Below are 17,954 nucleotides of genomic sequence, written 5' to 3'. Positions count from 1 at the left end.
GGACGGGTCAGGGGGCGGCGGCGACGGCCGGCTCCGGCACCAGTTGCCGGTCCAGGAACTCGGCGAGCTGCTCGACCGACGGATGGTCGAAGGCGACCGACGCGGCCAACGGGACGCGTACCGCCGACTCCAGCCCGTTCTTCAGCTCGACCGCCATCAGCGAGTCCAGGCCCAGCTGGACGAACTCCAGGTGCGGCTGCACGGCGTCCACGTCGTCGAGGTGCAGCACCGCAGCGACCCGGGTCCGGACCAGGTCCGCCAGGGCGGTGACCCGCTCGTGGCGTGGCTTCGCCAGCAGCGCCGCCAGGTCCAGCGTCGGGGCGGCCCGTCCCTCGGTCGCCACCAGCCGTTCGTAGAGGGCGTTGCCGACCGGCTTGGCCGGCACGAACTTCTCCCAGTCGCACTCGCCGACCGCGATCTGCGGGGCGGAGCCGGCGAGCAGCGCGGTCAGCGCCCGCAGCGCCCGGGCCGGTCCGAAGAACCGGATGCCCTCGTTCTCCAACGCCCGGACGTGCGGGGCGCTGAGCCGGGCCGACATGCCGACCTCCGACCACGGCCCCCAGTTGACGGCCAGGCCGGGCAGCCCCTGGGCGGCCCGCCAGCGCATCAGCCCGTCGAGGTAGGCGTTGGCCGCGGCGTAGTTGGACTGGCTGACCCCGCCGACCACCGAGGCGGCCGAGGAGTAGCCGACGAAGAACCGCAGCTGGTCGAAGTCCCGCGCGGCCTCGTGCAGCAGCCAGCTGCCGTACACCTTGGAGCGGAACAGGGCGTCGATGCTCTCCCAGGTCTGGCCGGCCACCGGCCGGTCGTCGAGCAGACCGGCGGCGTGCACGATGCCGCCGACCGGGTGGTCGCCGGCGCGCAGCGCGGCGGCGATCCGGTCCACGTCGGCCGGCTCGGCCAGGTCGCCGGAGTGCACGGTCACCTCGGCGCGTGCGCGCAACCGGTCGTAGAGCTCGGCGACCTCGGGCGATGGCGCCGACCGGCGGCCGACCAGGGCGATGTGCCGGGCCCCGAGGTCGACCAGCTTCTCGGCGGTGACCAGGCCGAGCGCGCCCAGACCGCCGGTGACCAGGTAGGTGTGCTCACCGTCGACCAGCTCGGCGAGCCGGTCGGGGGCCGGTGGCGGCACCTGTGCGGGCAGCAGCCGCCGCACGTGCCGCCCGTCGGCGCGGTACGCGACCTGGAAGTTCCCCGCGTCCGGGGTGTACCACTCGTCGACCAGGTTGCCCGCCGCGTCGGCGGTCTCGGGCAGGTCGACCAGGGTGACCCGGTAGGTCGGGTGTTCGTTGAGCAGCACGTGCCCGAAGCCCCACAGGGTCGCGGCGGCCAGTTCGGCGCCGTCGCCGGGCACGTCGCCGGGGAGCACCTGGGCGCGGGTGGTGACCAGCCAGAGTCGCTGGTTGCGGCCGAATCCCTCGGCGGCGAGGGTGCCGAGCAGCGCCAGCAGGTCCTGGTAGTTGTCGGCGCACTCGGCGCGCAGGCCGGCGGCGTCCAGGCCACCGGGGGCGCCGGTGCGCCAGAACCAGGCCACGTCGGTGACGTCCTGGCCGTGCAGCGCGGCCGCCACCTCGGCCGCGGAGGCGGCGTAGGTGAGCCGGGCGCCGGCGGCGTCGAGCCGGTCGGCGACCGGCGTGAACCGGTCCGGGTCGGCGCCGAGCACCAGCACGTGCCGGGCGGCGCCCGCCGGCTGTGGGCCGTCGTCGGAGGGCTGCCAGGTCAGCTCGTGATAGAAGTCGCGCCGGGCGTCGGAGAGCCAGTCGGCCAGCGGCGCGAAGCGCACCCCCTCGGCGGCGAGGACCGGGCCGTCGTCGTCGACGAGCAGCAGGTCGGCGCTCCAGCCACCGTCGGCGTCCGGCTCGCCGGCCGGCCGGCACAGCACCCGCAACCGCTGCGCCCGCGGCTTGCGGTGCACCGACAGCCGGCCCACCCCCACCGGTACGCCGGCCGGCTCGTCGCCGGTGAGCGCGTTCGCCACGTGCAGCGCCGACTCCAGCAGCGCCGGGGCGACGTGCTCGGCCGCGCCGCCGGGCAGCCCGGTCAGTTCGGCGGCCAGCAGGTCCGGCGCCGGCCGGTCGAGCGTCTCCACCCGCCGGAAGGCCGCACCCAGCTCCAGGCCGCCCTCGGCCAGCCGGGCGTGCAGCTCGTCGCCGGCCGCCGTCGGCGAGTCCGGCCCGGCCGTCCCCGTCGGCAGGTCCGCCGGGTCGATCGCCGGCCGGGCCGCGTCGGTGGCGTCGAGCACCGCGGTCAGCACCAGCCGTTCGTCGCCGTCCCCGCCGGGCGCGGTGAGCACGTCGACCGTGGCGGCGCCGTCCGCGCCGGAACTCCACCGGGTACGCAGTTCCAGGGTGCCGTTCTCCGGCAGCCGGACCGGCTCGCGCAGCTGCACGTCACGCAGCGCGCCTGCGGTGTGCCCGCGCACCGTGTCGGCGAGGGCCAGCAGCGTCTCCAGGAACGCCGACAGCGGCACCACCGCCCGCCCGCCGGCCAGGTGCTCGCCGAGGAAGGCCGGCCGGGCCGCCGAGAGCACGGCGCGGAACTCCCGGATTCCGGTCGCCCGCTGCGCGTCGGTGGTGACCTCGGCGCCGAGCAGCGGGTGGGCCGCCACCCCGTCGCCGAGCCCACCGCCGCGGCCGTGCCGGTTCTGCTCCACCGGCAGCCAGTACCGCTTGCGGTCGAAGGCGTACGTGGGCAGGTCGATCCGGTGGGCCGCCCGCCCCTCGTGCAGGCCCGCCCAGTTCAGCGACAGCCCGGCGGTGTACGCCTGGGCCACGGCGGTGAGCAGCGTACGCCCGTCGGTGTCCTCCGGGTGCAGGCTGCGCAGCCAGCGGTGCTGGTCGGGGTCGACGCACTGCCGGGCCAGCGAGATGAGCGCGGCCGACGGGCCGATCTCGATGAAGACGTGCCGGCCCCGCCGGCCGATGGTCTCCATGCCGGCCTGGAAGTTCACCGCCTCGCCGATGTGGCGTACCCAGTAGTCGGGGTCGGCGAGTTCGGCGGGGCGGGCCACCGCGCCGGTCAGGTTGGAGATCAGGGTCAGGGTCGGCTCGCGGAACTCGATGTCGGCCAGGGCGGCCCGGAACTCGTCGAAGACCTCGGTCATCAGCGGCGAGTGGAAGGCGTGCGACACCGCCAGCTCGCGGACCCGCAGGCCCCGGGAGGTCAGCTCGGCCACCACCGCGTCCAGCGACGCCCGGCCGCCGGAGACCACGCACTGCTGCGGCGAGTTGACCGCCGCCAGCGACAGGTCGGGGTACCCGTCGAGCAGCGGGGCCACCTCGTCGACGGCGGCGGCGACGGCGGCCATCCCGCCGGGGGCGGAGACCGACTGCATCAGCCGGGCCCGGACGGCGACCAGCTTCACCGCGTCGGGCAGGTCGAACAGGCCGGCGACGGCGGCGGCCACCACCTCGCCGATGCTGTGCCCGATCATCGCGCCGGGGCGGACCCCGAGGGAGAGCCAGAGCTTCGCCAGGGCGTACTCGAGGGTGAACAGCGCGGGCTGGGTGTAGAGGGTCAGGTTGATCTCGTCGGCCTCCGGGTGGACGCCGAGCATCATGTCCCGGATCGAGCGGCCCAGGTGCGCGGCGAAGAGCGCGTCGCACTCGTCGACGTGGGTGCGGAACACCGGGAACCGGTCGTAGAGGGCGGCGCCCATGCCGACGTACTGCGAGCCCTGACCGGCGAAGAGGAAGACCGACTTGCGCAGGTCCCCGGCGCGGGCGCCCTGCTCGTCGAGGGTGGTGGCCTGCTTGTCCAGCAGGGCGGTGAGCGAGGCGTGGTCGTGCACCACGCCGGCCACCCGCAGCGGGTGGTGCGCCCGGCCGGTGTTCGCGGTGTGGCAGAGGTCGGCCACGCAGAGGCCGGGGTGGCGCTCGGCGTAACGGCGGTGGCGCTCTACCTGGCCGCGCAGCGCGGCCCTGGTCTTCGCGGAGAGGGTGAGCACCTGCGGGCCCGTCGCCATGGCGTCCGGAGCGGACGGCGGTACGGCGGCCGGGGGCGCCTCCTCGATCACGGCGGCGGAGATGGTGCCGGCGAAGCCGAAGCTGTTCACCAGCCCCCGCTTCGGCTCGCCGACCCAGGGGCGGCACTCGGTGGGGATGGTGACCGGGGAGCTCTGCCAGGGGATGCGCCCGGACGGGGTGTGGAAGTTCAGGTGCGGGAAGATCGTGCTCTCCCGCAGTTGGAGCACCGTCTTGATCACGCCGACGATCCCGGCGACCGGCTCCATGTGGCCCAGGTTGGTCTTCACCGAGCCGACCACCACCGGCGCCTGCGGGGTGTGCGAGTCGGCGAAGACGTCGGCGATCGCGCCCAGCTCGATCGGGTCGCCCAGGGGGGTGCCGGTGCCGTGCGCCTCGACGTACTGGATGTCGGCGGGGCGCAGCGCGGCGGCGGTGATCGCCGCCCGCATCACCATCTCCTGAGCGGTGCCGTTGGGGACGGTCAGTCCGGCGCTGTCGCCGTCCTGACCGACCGCCGTGCCACGGATCAGGGCGAGGATCCGGTCGCCGTCGCGGCGGGCGTCGGAGAACCGCTTGAGCACCAGCACACCGCAGCCCTCGGCGCGTACGTAGCCGTCGGCGGCGTCGTCGAAGGTCTTGCACTGCCCGTCCGGGGCGAGCATGTTGGCGTGGGTGAAGATGACCGGCACCCGCGGGTGGTGCAGGGCGTTCACCGCCCCGGCCAGGGCGATGTCGCACTCCTGCCGGCGCAGCCCCTCGACCGCCACGTGCAGGGCGGTCAGCGACGACGCGCAGGCGGTGTCCACGGTCATGCTGGGCCCGTGCCAGCCGAGGAAGTACGACAGCCGGCCGGAGAGCGGGAAGAGCGTGATGCCGGCGGCCAGGTGCCCGGAGAGCTGCTCGTACGGCAGCGCCTCCATCTCCAGCGCGTAGTCGATGGAGCTGGCCCCGACGTACACGCCGCCGTTGCCGCGGCGCAGCCCGGTGGGGTCGATGTTGGCGTGCTCCAGCGCCTCCCACGCCGTCTCCAGCAGCATCCGCTGCTGCGGGTCGACGTACGGCGCCTCCTTGGGCGAGATGTTGAAGAACTGCGCGTCGAACTCGTCGATCCGGTCGAGGAAACCACCGCCGGCCATCCGGATCCGCCCCTTGGCGTCCGGGTCGTCGGTGGAGAGCCCTGCGGTGTCCCACCGGTCCTCGGGCACCGGCCGGATGCCGGAGCGGCCCTCGCGGAGGAACGCGGCGAACTCGTCCGGCGTGTCGCTGCCGCCGGGGAAACGCAGGCCGATCCCGACGATGGCGATCGGCTCGTACTTCTCCCGCAGCAACGCTCGGATGGTCTCCTGCTGGCGGTCGACGGTCTCCAACGCGGAGGCCAGCTCGTCACGCCCGGGGGCCGGATTCTCAGGCACTGCCGTTCCTCCTGGTCAGCTGGGGTGGGCGGTCAGGCCCGGTAGAGGTCACGCAGGACGTCGTCGACCAGCGCCCGGTCGTCGGGCGGCGCGGCGGCACGGGCCGGCGCCGGCGCGGACGGCGCGGGGGCGAGGACGTCGGCCAGCAGGTCCTCGGCGAGGTGGTCGAGCAGCCGACCCACGGTGGGCTGGTTGAACAGCACGTTGGCGTTGATGGTGCGGCCGAGCAGCCGCTCCAGCCGGGACTTGACCTCGGTGATGAGCAGCGAGGTCATCCCCAGGTCGAAGTAGCTGACGTCGTGCGGCAGCTCCTCGTCGTCGGTCATCAGCAGCGCGCTGCGTACCTCCCGGGCGACCAGCGCCTCCAGCGCCTCGCGCCGTTCGGACGGGGCGAGCGCGGCGATCCGCGCGACGGCCGTTGTACGGGTGCTGTCGGCGTGCGGCGCGACGGTGTCGTCGGCGCGTACGGTGTCGACCACGGCGGTCCCCTCCTGGGCGTACGGTCCCGATCCGCGCGGAACCTGCGCTCCGGCACGGCGGGTACGCCGCGCTCACCTGGCGATTCAAGCGAGGTGACCTGACGCTGTGCTGACACGGCGCTGATCGCTGCCGTCCGGTGTGGCTGGTCCGACGCGCCGATGTCACCGCGCGGTGTTCCCATCGTTGGAACAGCTCAGTATCGTCAGCGCGGGGTGATGAAGTGATGACGCAAACGAGCCAACGGGTGCGGCCGGTGGGGCAGCTGCTGCGACACTGGCGGGAACGGCGTCGGCTCAGCCAGCTGGAGCTGGCGTTGCAGGCCGAGATCTCCACCCGGCATCTCAGTTTCGTGGAGACCGGGCGTTCCACACCGAGCCGGGAGATGGTGATCCGGCTGGCCGAGCAGTTGGCGGTGCCGCTGCGCGAACGCAACCAGTTGCTGATGGCGGCCGGCTACGCCCCGGTCTACACCGAGAACTCGCTGGAGTCGCCGGCCCTGTCGGTGGTCCGGGAGGCGGTCCGGCAGGTGCTGGTCGGCTACGAGCCCTACCCGGCGGTGGTGCTCGACCGGGGCTGGAACGTGGTCGACGCGAACGCCAGCATCGCCGTGCTGGCCGAGGGGGTGGATCCCCGGCTGCTGGCTCCGCCGATGAACGTGCTGCGGGCCAGTCTGCACCCGGACGGCATGGCGCCCCGGATCGTCAACCTCGCCCAGTGGCGCGAGCACCTGCTGGAGCGGCTGCGCCGGCAGGTGGCGATGACCGGCGACGAGGAGCTGACCGCGCTGCACGAGGAGGTCCTCGACTACCCGTGCCCGCAGCGCGCCGAGCCCGAGCCGGCCGGCGGTGGGGCGATCGCGGTGCCGCTGCGGCTGCGCCACGGCGACCGGGAGCTCTCCTTCATCAGCACGGTGACGACCTTCGGCACGCCGATGGACGTCACCGTGGCCGAGATGACCATCGAGTCGTTCCTGCCGGCGGACGCGGCGACGGTGGACTTCCTGCGGTCCATCCACTGAGGAGCGCGGTGGGGGTCGGCGTGTAAGGCGACGGTCAGAGCGGCGTCAGCCGCTGCCGACAGGATCGGGTCGGGGTGACCGATCCGTTCGCGACACCCGCGCCCCGGTCGGCCCCCTCTCGTTCCGAAGGGGAGCCACGATGATCGCTGACACCACGTCCGGCCTACCGGTGCACCGGATGCGACCACTGGTCGCCCGGCCCGCCACGGAGGCCGGGCACCGACCTTCCGGCCCGGCCGCCGCGGCCGGCGCCCCACCAGCCGCGGCGGAGGCCGCCGCGCCGACGCTCGCCGACGCCCGGTCCCGGATCGAGGCCCTGGTCGACCCGGAGTCCTTCGAGGAGTTTGGCAGCCGGGTCCGGCACCGGACGGTGGCCTTCGACATGGCACGGAAGCGGCCGGCGGGCGACGGGGTGGTCACCGGCCACGCCCGGATCGCCGGCCGGCCGATCGGGCTGTTCGCGCAGGATCCCGGCGCGCTGGGCGGCTCGCTCGGCGAGATGCACGCCGCGAAGATCCTCCAGGTGATGCGCCAGGCCGAACGGGCCCGCACCCCGGTGGTCGGGATCATCGACTCCGGTGGGGCACGCATCCAGGAGGGGGTGGCGGCCCTCGACGGGTACGGCGGGATCTTCCACGGCAACGTCCGGCTCTCCGGGCGGGTGCCGCAGGTCAGCGTGGTGCTCGGCCCCTGCGCCGGCGGAGCCGCCTACTCCCCCGCGCTGACCGACATCGTCATCATGCGGCGTACCGGGGCGCACATGTTCCTCACCGGGCCGCGGGTGGTGCAGGCCGTCACCCGGGAGGACGTGACCGCCGCCGACCTGGGCGGCGCCGACGTGCACTCCCGCCACTCGGGGCTGGCCCACCTGGTCGCCGACGACTCCGCCGGGGCGCTGGAGCTGGCCAGCCAGGTGCTGTCGTACCTGCCGGGCTCGTGCTGGGAGCCGGCGCCGATGGGGGTGCCCGCGCCGGCCGAGGCGATGCCGGCCCTGCCGGACAACCCGCGGGCCAGCTACGACGTACGCAAGGTGGTGCGCGGCATCGTCGACGCCGGCAGCTTCCTGGAGCTGCAACCCCGGTACGCACGCAACCTGGTCACCGGCTTCGCCCGGATCGAGGGGCGGCCGGTCGGGGTGGTGGCGAACCAGCCGATGGCGCTGGCCGGGGTGCTGGACATCGCCTCGTCGGAGAAGGGCGCCCGGTTCGTCCGGCTCTGCGACGCGTTCGGGCTGCCGCTGGTGGTGCTGGTCGACACCCCCGGCTTCCTGCCGGGCAGCAAGCAGGAGTCCGGCGGGGTGATCCGCAAGGGCGCCAAGCTGCTGTACGCCTTCGCCGAGGCGACCGTGCCCCGGGTGACGGTGGTGCTGCGCAAGGCGTTCGGCGGGGCGTACATCGTGATGAACTCCCGCTCGCTCGGCGCCGACGCGGTCTTCTGCTGGCCGGACGCGGAGATGGCGGTGATGGGCGCGGACGCGGCGGTGGACGTCATCTTCCGCCGGGAGCTGCGGGACGCCCCGCACCGTCAGGCGGAGCTGGTGGAGCGGTACCGCGCCGAGGCGATGGCCCCCCATCTCCCGGCCGAGCGGCTCTCCGTCGACGAGATCATCGCCCCGGAGCGGACCCGTGCCGCGGTGGCCGCCTCGCTGCGCTCGCTGGCCGGCGCCGTACGCCTGGGTTTCCGGCACGACAACCTGCCACAGTGACCGTCGCCGCCGGCGGCCGCCGCGCCCTCCCCGGGGCGGGCGGCCGCCGCGGCATGTCCGGGCCGTGCGACCAGCGTGGCCGGACCGGACCGCGCGTCCCCGACGGGCGCGCGGACGCCGCCGGCACCGCCCGGTGGGCGGCGCCGGCGGCGGACGGGTGGGGTCAGACGGTGGCGGGGGCGACCACGGTGGGGCCGCCACGGGCGTCGTCGCTGACCTTGCCGAGGTAGCGGGCCACCTCCAGGTACGACCGCCACACCGGCACCTCGTAGTAGGGGATGTCGTGCTCGCGGCAGTACTCGACGACCATCGGCCGGACCTTGCGCAGGTTGCCCCGGGGCATGCTCGGGAACAGGTGGTGCTCGATCTGGTAGTTCAGCCCGCCGTACATGAAGTCGGTGAACCGGGTGGAGCGGATGTTGCGGGAGGTGAGCACCTGCCGGTGCAGCCAGTCCAGCTCGACGTCGTTGTGGTGCACCACCATGCCCTTGTGGTTGGGGGCGAAGACGGCACCCAGGTAGAACCCGTAGAGGGCCTGGTTGAGCAGGATGAACACCACCGCCTTCAGCGGCGACATGGCGAAGAGAACCGCGCCGGTGTAGAGCACCGCGTGCACCAGCACCAGGCCGATCTCCAGCCGCGGTGACCGGAGCTGGCCGGCCCGGGCGGCCTTGAAGCCCGAGGCGTGCAGCCGCCAGGCCTCCTGGCCGAGCAGCACGAAGAACATGATCGCCTGAAACCGGATGACGAACCGGCGGAACTTCGTCGTCCCCTTCACCGGCATCTCGGTGACGTGGAAGATGACCTGCCGGCGCAGGGTGTCCGGGTCCCGGTCGAGGTTGTTCGGGTTGCTGTGGTGCCGGTTGTGGTGGTTGACCCACCACCCGTACGCGGTGCCCATCAGCAGGTTCATGTGCAGGATGCCGAGGAACTCGGACGGCGACTTGGCCTTGCTGATCTGCTTGTGGCCGGTGTCGTGGGCGATGAACCCGGTCTGGACGAAGGCCAGCGCCATGCCGACGGCGACCACCAGTTGCCACCAGGAGTCGCCGATCAGGAACAGCGCCACCCAGCACGCCGCCATCAGGGCCAGGTTCGAGGCGATCTTCCACGCGAAGTAGCCGTGGGTGGCGTCCATCAGACCCGCCCGCCGCACCCGGGCCGCGAGGTCCTCGAACGTCCCGGTCGGAGATATCACGATCGTCGGTGTCTGGGCTGTCATGCTGCGCTCTCCTTCGACGACACACCTGTGCGTCAACCCTGACAACCGCCCCTGATGCCGCCCTGACGTCGGGCTGACCGCCGGCCGGGGGCGGGTACGTCAGCGCGGTGTCAGCGCCGTGTCAGCCCGCTGTCCGGTTCCCGGCAGGCCGGATGTTGCGTGCGCCGCACGATGCATCCGAAGCAACTTCACCACCGCGCGATGTCGGGCGGTGGGACGTCCGATACTCCCCCGGCGCGGGCCACCGCGGTGGCCCGCGCAGACGAAAGAGGGTGCGACGTGCGATTCGAGCGGAACATCTACCTGACCGGGACCGGAACCTTCCTTCCGCCGGTCGTACCTGTGCGACCGGCCGTGGAGGCCGGCCTGATCGGCGAGACCCACCGCGATCTGGGCTACGACTCGGTCGCCGTGGCGGAGGACATCTCGGCCGTCGACATGGCGGTCGAGGCGGCCCGGGTGGCCGTACGTCGCGCGGGCCTGCCCCCGGAGGAGTACGGCCTGGCCCTGCACGCCAGCCTCTGGTTCCAGGGCCTGGACATGTGGGCCTCGGCCAGCTACGTGGCCAACCGGTCGGTCGGCACCGGCGCCCTCGCCTTCGACGTGCAACAGCGCTCCAACGGCGGGATGGGCGCGCTGCACCTCGCCGCCACCTACCTGTCCACCGGCGCGGCCACCGCCGCCCTGGTCACCACCGGCGACCGGTTCGCCGCGCCCGCCTTCGACCGCTGGGGTTCGGAGTTCTACTCCCTGTTCGGCGACGGCGGCACGGCGATCGCGCTCTCCACCCGGACCGGCTTCGCCCGGATCCTCGCCTCGGCGGTCGCCGCCGACAACGGCCTGGAGCCGTGGGGCCGGGGCAGCACGCCGTTCGGCACCGCACCGGGACAGGTCGCCCCGGTGCCGGTGCTGCTGCGCGCCGCGCAGCACGCCGCCACCCCGGAGGCGGAGGGCTCCTGGGAACGCATCGAGGCGCGGATGCTCCAGGTACGCGACGAGGTGCTCGCCGACGCCGGGGTCGGGGTGGAGGACGTCGCCCGGGTGGCGCAGCCCTTCATCCACCGTGGCGGTGGCCAGGGCGAGAACTACGACCTGCTCGGCTTCGGCGAGAAGAAGAGCACCTGGGAACTGGGCCGCGAGGTCGGTCACCTGGGCGCCGGCGACCAGGCCGCCGGCCTCAACCACCTGCTGGAGCGCCGACTGGTCGGCCCCGGCGACCTGGTGCTGATGGTCGGCGTCGGGGTCGGCTTCAGCTTCACCGCGACCCTGCTGGAGGTGACCGACCCGCCGCGCTGGTGAGCCGTCCGTCCCCGGGGCCGAGCCGGGCCACGGGCGGCCCCTCCCACCGCTGACCTGCGGGGATGGTTCGTCAGCGTGGTGTCAGGGCCGGGTGCCACGCTGCCGGGGAATCGGCCGGTCCCGGCCCCGTCGTGCGGCGTCGCCCGACGGTGGCGGACCGGCCTCCCCCGCCACCCGCCGCGACGCGACGGGCGCACGCGAAAGAGGTGCGACGTGCGATTCGACCGGACCATCCACATCGCCGGCACGGGTGTCTTCCTGCCGCCGGCCGTCCCCGTCCAGCCGGCCGTCGATGCCGGCCTGGTGGACGAGGCACACCGGGACCTCGGATACGAGACGGTGACGGTCGCCGACCAGAGCGCGGCCGTCGACATGGCGGTCGAGGCCGCCCGCGTCGCGGTCCGCCGCTCCGGCATCCCACCCGAGGAGTACGACCTGCTGCTGCACGCCAGCCTCTGGTACCAGGGCCTGGACATGTGGGCCTCGGCCAGCTATGTGGCCAACCAGTCGCTGGGCGCCCGGGCGCTCGCCTTCGACGTGCAGCAGCGCTCCAACGGGGGCATGGGGGCCCTGCACCTGGCCGCGGGCCAGCTCGCCGCCGGGGCCGCCGAGACCGCGTTGGTCACCACCGGCGACCGGTTCGCCGCACCGGCGTTCAACCGGTGGGGATCGCAGTTCTACACGATCTTCGGCGACGCCGGCACGGCGCTGGCGCTCTCCACCCGCTCCGGAGTGGCCCGGCTGCTCTCCTGCGCGGTGGCATCGGACAACACCCTGGAGAAGTGGGGCCGGGGCAGCACCCCGTTCGGCACCTCGCCCGGGCAGGAGGCCCCGGTGCAGGTGCTGCGGCGGGCGGCCGAGCACGCCGCCACGCCGGAGGCGGAGGGCTCCTGGGAGCGGATCGAGGCGCAGATGCTCCGGGTCCGCGACGAGGCCCTCGCCGACGCCGGCGCCGGCGTGGAGGACGTGGCCCGCGCGGTGGTGCCCTTCATCCACCGGGGCGGCGGCCAGGGCGAGAACTACGACCTGCTCGGCTTCGGCGAGAAGAAGAGCCTGTGGGAGTTCGGCCGGACCGTCGGGCACCTCGGCGCGGGCGACCAGCCGGCGGGCCTCAACCACCTGCTCGAACGGCACCTGGTCGCGCCGGGCGACCTCGTGCTGCTGATCGGGGTCGGCGTCGGCTTCAGCTTCACCGCGGCCGTGCTGGAGGTGACCGACCTGCCGCGCTGGTGACGCGGCGACCGCGACGTCGGGGACCGTCCGCGGCGCGGACGGTCCCCGAGCGACTCCTTCCCGGACGGTCAGGCCGCCGCGGGCGCCGGCGCCGCGGCCCGCCGGCCGGGCAGCAACTGCACCAGCGCGACCACCGCCACGGCGAGGGCCAGCAGCAGCACCGAGCTGAGCAGGTACGCGTGCGGGAACCGGTCGGCGCCCGTACGGTCGTCCAGCGCGCCGTAGAAGACCACCCCGATCAGCGCCACCCCCAGCGAGTTGCCCACCTGCAACGCGGTGGAGAGCACCCCCGAGGCCGCGCCGACGTGCCGCGGCACCACCCCGGCCAGGACGATCGATGCCAGCGGCGCCATGATCAGGCCCATCCCGACGCCGCCGACCACCAGCGCCGGCACCAGCAGCACCGGGCTGCCGCCGACCCCGATCGCCTCCACCGTCACATCCAGGCCGAGCACGCCGAGGGCCAGGGCCACCCCGCCGACGGCCAGCACCTGCCGGCCCAGACGGGCGGCCAGCCGGCCGGCGAAGAAGGACGCGGCCATGAAGCCGAGCCCCTGCGGCACCAGCATCAGACCGGCCTCAAGCGCGCTGAGCCCGCGGCCCTGCTGGAGATAGAGGGCGAAGACCAGGAAGAACGACGCCATCCCGGAGTAGTAGACCAGCGTGGTCACGATGCCGGCGCCGAACGCGCGCTGCCGGAACAGCGCCAGGTTCATCAGCGGCGCGCCACCCCGCGCCGCCAGCCGGTGCTGGTACGCGGCGAAGGCGGCGAGCAGCGGTCCCGCCGCGGCGAGGGTCAGCCAGGTCCACATCGGCCAGCCGTGCTCCCGCCCCTCGACCAGCGGCAGCACCGTGGCCACCAGGCCGAGGGTGATCAGCAGGGCGCCGACCAGGTCGGGCCGTTCCCGGCCCGGGGCCCGGGACTCCGGGACCACCCGGGGCACCAGCAGCAACGCCACCAGTCCCACCGGCAGATTGATCAAAAAGCACATCCGCCAGCCGAGCCCGGCCAGGTCGGACTGGATCAGGGCGCCCCCGATGAGCTGCCCGAAGATGCCGGCGATCCCCATCGTCAGGCCGTACGCGTTGAACGCGGCGGCCCGGTACCTGCCGGTGTAGACCACGCCGAGGATGGCCAGCACCTGCGGGGCCATCGCGGCCGCCGCGACGCCCTGCAGGATCCGGGCGGCCACCAGCGAGCCGGCGTCGGGCGCCAGTCCGCAGGCGGCCGAGGCGAGGGTGAACAGGGCCAGGCCGATGCTGAACATCCGCCGCCGCCCGTACAGGTCACCGAGCCGGCCGCCGGTGATCAGACCGGCCGCGTACGCCAGGCCGTAGCCGGCCACGACGAACTCGATCTGTGCCGCGCTCGCACCGAGATCCGCCTGCGTCGACGGGATCGCGACGTTCACGATGAAGAAGTCGAGTGTGATCATGAAGATGCCGGTGAGGACCACCCAGAGGGTCCCCCATCCCGGCGCCCGCTCGGCCGGCTCGGCCACGGCCGCCGCCTCGGTCGGGGGCAGGGCCTGCTGCCTGCCAGTTGTCATGGTGGCGCTCCTGTCGTGTACGGGTCGCCGGACGACCGCCGAGCGGCGGCCACGGACGCACCCGTCGGGTACGCGTCACCGTGGCCGCCGCTCGGTGCGGTCAGGCCGCCGAGGGAACCTTGTCGAGGAAGCCGTAGACGTCGCGGATGCGGCCGTCGGCGTCGACCACCGCCACGTCGAAGCCGATCACCAGCGAGTCGCCGCCGCCGGCGGGGACCAGTTCCCAGGTGAAGCGGGCGATGTTGTGGTGGCTGTCCACGGCGCTGATCAGCTTGAACTCGTGCCCCGGGAACTGCTCCCGGGCGCCGCTGATCACCGCCGCGACCCCCGCCCGTCCCTGCACGGCGGCCAGCGGGTCGGTGTAGGAGCAGTTCTCCGCCCACACCTCGGCGATCTTCCGCTCCCGGGCCTGCGGGTCCGCCTCGTTCCAGATCTCCAGGTAGTTACCGACCAGTTCGGCCAGGTCGCTCACGGACGTCTCCCTCCGGTACGTGGGCGCCGCCGTGCGGTGGCGGCGCTCTTCGACGAACCGAACCTCCCATGACCCGCCGCCCCCAGTCGATTACGTTGGCGGTAAAGCAGCCGCTGACCTGTGCGCCGCCCGGGGCGCGTCAGCGACGTGTCACGCGGTCGTCAGCCCGGCAGGTCATGCTCCTGCTCGACCCCGCCCGGCCGCGGCGCGCGCCCGTCGACCAGCCATCCGCCGTGCGACCGCACACCCCGGCCGGCACCACTGACTCGTCACCGGAGGCCGCTGTGCTCCTGGACGGAAAGCGCCTGCTCGTCACCGGCGCCCTCAACGACCGGTCGATCGCGTACGCGACGGCCCGCCTGGCCCAGCAGCAGGGGGCCGAGGTGATCCTCACCGGGTTCGGCCGCGGGCTGCGCATCACCCGGTACCTGGCCGAGAAGCTGGAACCGGCCTGCGACGTGCTGGAACTCGACGCCACCCAGCCGGAGCACCTGACCGCCGTGGCCGAGGAACTGGACCGCCGGTGGGGCCGGCTCGACGGCATCCTGCACGCAATCGCCTTCGCCCCGCCCGGTGCCCTCGGCGGCAACTTCCTCACCGCCTCCTGGGACGAGGTCGGCCCGGCGGTGCAGGTCTCGACGTACTCCTTCGTGGCCTTCGGCCGGGCCTTCGCGCCGCTGCTGGCGAAGGCCGGCGGCGGGTCGCTGGTCGGCGTCGACTTCGACGCCCGCCAGGCCTGGCCCGGGTACGACTGGATGGGCGTCGCCAAGGCCGGCCTGGAGAGCTCGTGCCGCTACCTCGCGCACGCCCTCGGCGGGCAGGGCACCCGGGTGAACCTGGTCGCGGCCGGTCCGCTGCGGACCGTCGCCGCCACCGCCATCTCCTCCTTCGACACCTTCGAGGCGGCCTGGCAGCAGCGTGCGCCGCTCGGTTGGGACGTCCAGGACACCACGGTCGTCGCCCGGGCGATCTGCGCCCTCTGGTCGGACTGGCTGCCCGCCGTCACCGGCGAGGTCATCCACGTCGACGGCGGCGCGCACGCCGTTGCCGGCGGGACCATCCGATGAGGCGGGTGGCGACGCCGGCGGAGCTGGCCGGCCTGGTCGGGCAGGAGTTGGGCTGCTCCGCCTGGCAGCTGGTCGACCAGCGCCGGGTGGACACCTTCGCCGAGGTCACCGGCGACCACCAGTGGATCCACACCAGGCCGGACCTCGCCGCCGCCGGCCCGTACGGCACCACCCTGGCGCACGGATTCCTGGCGCTCAGCCTCACCTCAGCGATGATCTTCGAGGTGCTCGCCGTCGACGGCGTCGAGCTGATCCTCAACAAGGGCGTCGGGCGGCTCCGCTTCAGCAATCCGGTGCGGGTCGGCGACCGGGTCCGCGGCCGGGTGGTGCTCACCGCCGCCCAGAGCCGCCCGAGAGGCTGGTGGGAGGCGGTCTTCACGGTGCACGTCGAGGTGGCCGACGCGGAGCCGGCGCTGCGGGCGGACCTCACCTTCCTCTACCAGGCCGCCCCGGACACAGTGGACGAAACCTTCGGAGTGGGGGCCACGAAAGGGGCATCTACCGCTACCATCTGACGAATCGGCCGGGGGCGCCCTGTTCGTGCCATCCCGACGGCTGACCGTGGCTGATCCCGCGCCACACCGTTTGGAGGGAAGCGCCCCGTTGCCCACCGTCACCGAACTCGTCCACCGGTACGTCGCGCTCTGGAACGAGGCGGACCCGGACGTGCGCCGCCGGGAGATCCCGGCGATCTGGTCCGAGTACGGCGTCTACACCGACCCGGTGGTGGTGATGGTGGGCCACGACGCCATCGAGGCGCTGGTCGGCACCGCCCGCTCCCAGTTCGAGGGGCACCAGGTCCGCCTGCTCACCTCGGTCGACGCGCACCACAACGTGGCCCGGTTCGGCTGTGCCGTGGTACGGCCGGGCCGGGCGCACCGGACGTTGGTCACCTGCGACGTGGCGGTGGCCGACGACGACGGCCGGCTGCGCTACGTGCACGTCTTCATCGACACCCTCGCCCAACGCTGACCCGGCCCCGATCCGGACCCGCGTAGGCCCGACGCCCCCCGTCTCCCTCTCGCACCGTCCAGCTCAGCGGCGGCGCGGGACACGCGCCGGCGGCAGGCGCTTCGAGCGCCTGCCGCCGAGTGGTGCGCGGGTCAGGAGGCCGCGGCCGCGAGCAGGTCGTCCAACCGCCACAGCGCCTGGTCCGCCTGCTCCGCGACGGTGGGGTTGTCGGGCTCGGCGCACACCGCGCCGAACATCTGCAGCACGGCCATGTGCGCGGCCTCGAGGGTGGCGGCGTCGGGCTGGTCGGGCATGTCGGGCTCCGTTCGAAAGGGGTCGGAAGGGTGGTCGGGGCGTCAGAACGCGCCGCAGGCGCGGAACACGTGCGCGAAGCCGGCCACGCTCGCCGGGCCCTGGAAGGCCAGGTACTCCGGCAGCACCACGTCCGGCGCCCACTTCTCCTTGTAGGACAGCTGGGACTGCGCGGGGTACACCTGCTCCCCGTACGTCCAGAGCAGGTGCATGAAGCGGTTGAAGGCGACACTGTGGCCGGGCAGCTCCAGCACGTCGTCCAGGCCGGTGAACGGGGTGAAGCCGAAGTGCAGCCAGGCCACGCCCTCGGCGCGGAACGTGTCGATCGCCGTCTTGTTGATCGCCTCCATCAGCCCCGGCGTCTCCGAGGGCTGGCGCCGGCTCAGGTCGTGCATCCACCCCGGTCGGCTGCCGTAGACCGGCGAGTACGAGATGTAGCCGACCAGCTCGTCGTCGATGGTGCCGACGAAGAGCCGGCGGTGCGCCTGCATCTCGCCGCCGTACTCGCCGACCAGGAACTGCAGCTCGCGGGTGTGCTCGCCCTTGCTGCGCAGCCAGACCTGGTCGAGCTGGCGCATCCGGTCGTACCACTGCTCGGGCTGGACCTCACGCACCACCAGACCGGCGCGGTGGGCGCGGGAGATCTTGTTGCGCAGCCGCATGAACTTCGTGCCGGCCAGGGTGAAGTGCGCCAGGTCGACCGCGTACGAGGCGCCCACCTGGTTGACGGTGAAGCCGTTGCGGGCGTAGCGCTCGGCGTCGGCGCGCTGCAACTGGATCGAGACGATGGAGCGTCCCTGCTCGGCCGCGAACTCGACGAACGCCGCCAGCAGCCCGTCCTGCTCCTCGGCGGGGGCGAACACCCCGCCGAACTGCACCAGGTACGCGCCGGCGGTGCGGTAGACGACCACGCCTCGGTGGCCCGGCGCGGTGAACACCGAGTTTCCGCTGCTGGCGCCAAGGAAAGCACTCGGATTGTCGACGCCCGGGCCGCGCACGGCCTCGAGCACCGACGCTGACGGGGAAATTGTTCCGGTCATCACGCACTTCCTATTCAGGCAGGCATACAGGACGAACTCGGACAGCGGCCCGCCCGGCTCCGAGTTCGGATCCGGTAACCCCCGCGGGGCGACCGAACCAGGCGCACGCCTCATCAGATATGACACAGGCACTCTTTGTTGGCAAGGGCGGAAATGAGTATCCGTCGAATGCGACAGAACCGGCCCCGAATACGTCAGCACCTTGTCAGCGAAACGTCAGCACGGTGG

The 17,954-nt window shown here is 73.4% G+C and carries 14 protein-coding genes; 7 read left to right on the top strand and 7 right to left on the bottom strand.

Going from position 1 to position 17,954, the window contains the following annotated elements:
- Positions 1-7: 7 nt before the first annotated feature.
- Both GA0074704_RS11905 and GA0074704_RS11900 read right to left on the bottom strand, forming a co-directional pair.
- A complete protein-coding gene (locus GA0074704_RS11905) occupies positions 8-5,332 on the bottom strand; it encodes a type I polyketide synthase (protein ID WP_408632009.1) in 5,325 nt (1,774 codons plus the stop codon).
- Between the two features lie 77 nt (positions 5,333-5,409).
- The gene (locus GA0074704_RS11900) at positions 5,410-5,856 is read right to left on the bottom strand and encodes an acyl carrier protein (protein ID WP_231926827.1); all 447 of its coding nucleotides are present in this window, start codon (positions 5,854-5,856) and stop codon (positions 5,410-5,412) included.
- Positions 5,857-6,080: 224 nt separating this feature from the next.
- On the opposite strand from GA0074704_RS11900, the gene GA0074704_RS11895 reads away from it, so the two are divergent.
- Entirely contained in the window at positions 6,081-6,875 is a 795-nt protein-coding gene (locus tag GA0074704_RS11895; protein WP_088970565.1) for a helix-turn-helix domain-containing protein, read from the top strand.
- 139 nt (positions 6,876-7,014) lie between these two features.
- Positions 7,015-8,580, top strand: coding sequence for an acyl-CoA carboxylase subunit beta (locus tag GA0074704_RS11890; RefSeq protein WP_231926826.1), 1,566 nt, complete (start codon positions 7,015-7,017; stop codon positions 8,578-8,580).
- 163 nt (positions 8,581-8,743) lie between these two features.
- Here the strand turns inward: GA0074704_RS11890 and GA0074704_RS11885 are convergent, their stop codons facing one another.
- Positions 8,744-9,802 (bottom strand): fatty acid desaturase family protein, encoded by a 1,059-nt coding sequence (locus GA0074704_RS11885; protein ID WP_088970564.1) that lies wholly within the window; start codon positions 9,800-9,802, stop codon positions 8,744-8,746.
- A gap of 279 nt (positions 9,803-10,081) precedes the next feature.
- On the opposite strand from GA0074704_RS11885, the gene GA0074704_RS11880 reads away from it, so the two are divergent.
- Positions 10,082-11,101 carry a ketoacyl-ACP synthase III family protein gene (locus tag GA0074704_RS11880; protein WP_088970563.1) on the top strand — a complete coding sequence of 340 codons (1,020 nt, stop codon included), beginning with the start codon at positions 10,082-10,084 and terminating at the stop codon, positions 11,099-11,101.
- A 213-nt stretch (positions 11,102-11,314) separates the two neighbouring features.
- Positions 11,315-12,334 (top strand): ketoacyl-ACP synthase III family protein, encoded by a 1,020-nt coding sequence (locus GA0074704_RS11875; protein WP_088970562.1) that lies wholly within the window; start codon positions 11,315-11,317, stop codon positions 12,332-12,334.
- A gap of 68 nt (positions 12,335-12,402) precedes the next feature.
- On the opposite strand, the gene GA0074704_RS11870 is transcribed toward GA0074704_RS11875, so the two are convergent.
- Entirely contained in the window at positions 12,403-13,884 is a 1,482-nt protein-coding gene (locus GA0074704_RS11870) for an MFS transporter (RefSeq protein WP_197697616.1), read from the bottom strand.
- 100 nt (positions 13,885-13,984) lie between these two features.
- Positions 13,985-14,356 carry a nuclear transport factor 2 family protein gene (locus GA0074704_RS11865; RefSeq protein WP_088970561.1) on the bottom strand — a complete coding sequence of 124 codons (372 nt, stop codon included), beginning with the start codon at positions 14,354-14,356 and terminating at the stop codon, positions 13,985-13,987.
- Positions 14,357-14,640: 284 nt separating this feature from the next.
- Here GA0074704_RS11865 and fabI point away from each other — a divergent pair, with 284 nt between their 5' ends.
- The 3 genes from fabI to GA0074704_RS11850 all read left to right on the top strand — a co-directional run bounded on the left by fabI (position 14,641) and on the right by GA0074704_RS11850 (position 16,395).
- Positions 14,641-15,423 carry an enoyl-ACP reductase FabI gene (gene fabI, locus GA0074704_RS11860; RefSeq protein WP_231926825.1) on the top strand — a complete coding sequence of 261 codons (783 nt, stop codon included), beginning with the start codon at positions 14,641-14,643 and terminating at the stop codon, positions 15,421-15,423.
- Positions 15,424-15,428: 5 nt separating this feature from the next.
- Complete coding sequence (locus tag GA0074704_RS11855; protein WP_231926824.1) at positions 15,429-15,938, top strand: MaoC family dehydratase; 510 nt, start codon at positions 15,429-15,431, stop codon at positions 15,936-15,938.
- Positions 15,939-16,026: 88 nt separating this feature from the next.
- A complete protein-coding gene (locus GA0074704_RS11850) occupies positions 16,027-16,395 on the top strand; it encodes a nuclear transport factor 2-like protein (RefSeq protein WP_088970558.1) in 369 nt (122 codons plus the stop codon).
- A gap of 131 nt (positions 16,396-16,526) precedes the next feature.
- Here GA0074704_RS11850 and GA0074704_RS28750 read toward each other — a convergent pair whose 3' ends face one another.
- Both GA0074704_RS28750 and GA0074704_RS11845 read right to left on the bottom strand, forming a co-directional pair.
- Entirely contained in the window at positions 16,527-16,688 is a 162-nt protein-coding gene (locus GA0074704_RS28750; RefSeq protein ID WP_157743654.1) for a hypothetical protein, read from the bottom strand.
- A gap of 42 nt (positions 16,689-16,730) precedes the next feature.
- On the bottom strand, positions 16,731-17,726 hold the full coding sequence (locus GA0074704_RS11845; protein WP_088970557.1) for a bifunctional lysylphosphatidylglycerol flippase/synthetase MprF: 996 nt from the start codon (positions 17,724-17,726) through the stop codon (positions 16,731-16,733).
- Positions 17,727-17,954 lie beyond the last annotated feature (228 nt).

This window comes from Micromonospora siamensis, from assembly GCF_900090305.1.
GTDB lineage: Bacteria > Actinomycetota > Actinomycetes > Mycobacteriales > Micromonosporaceae > Micromonospora > Micromonospora siamensis.
The sequence above is the reverse complement of the archived record's forward strand: the minus strand, read 5'-3'. Positions and strand labels throughout refer to the sequence as shown.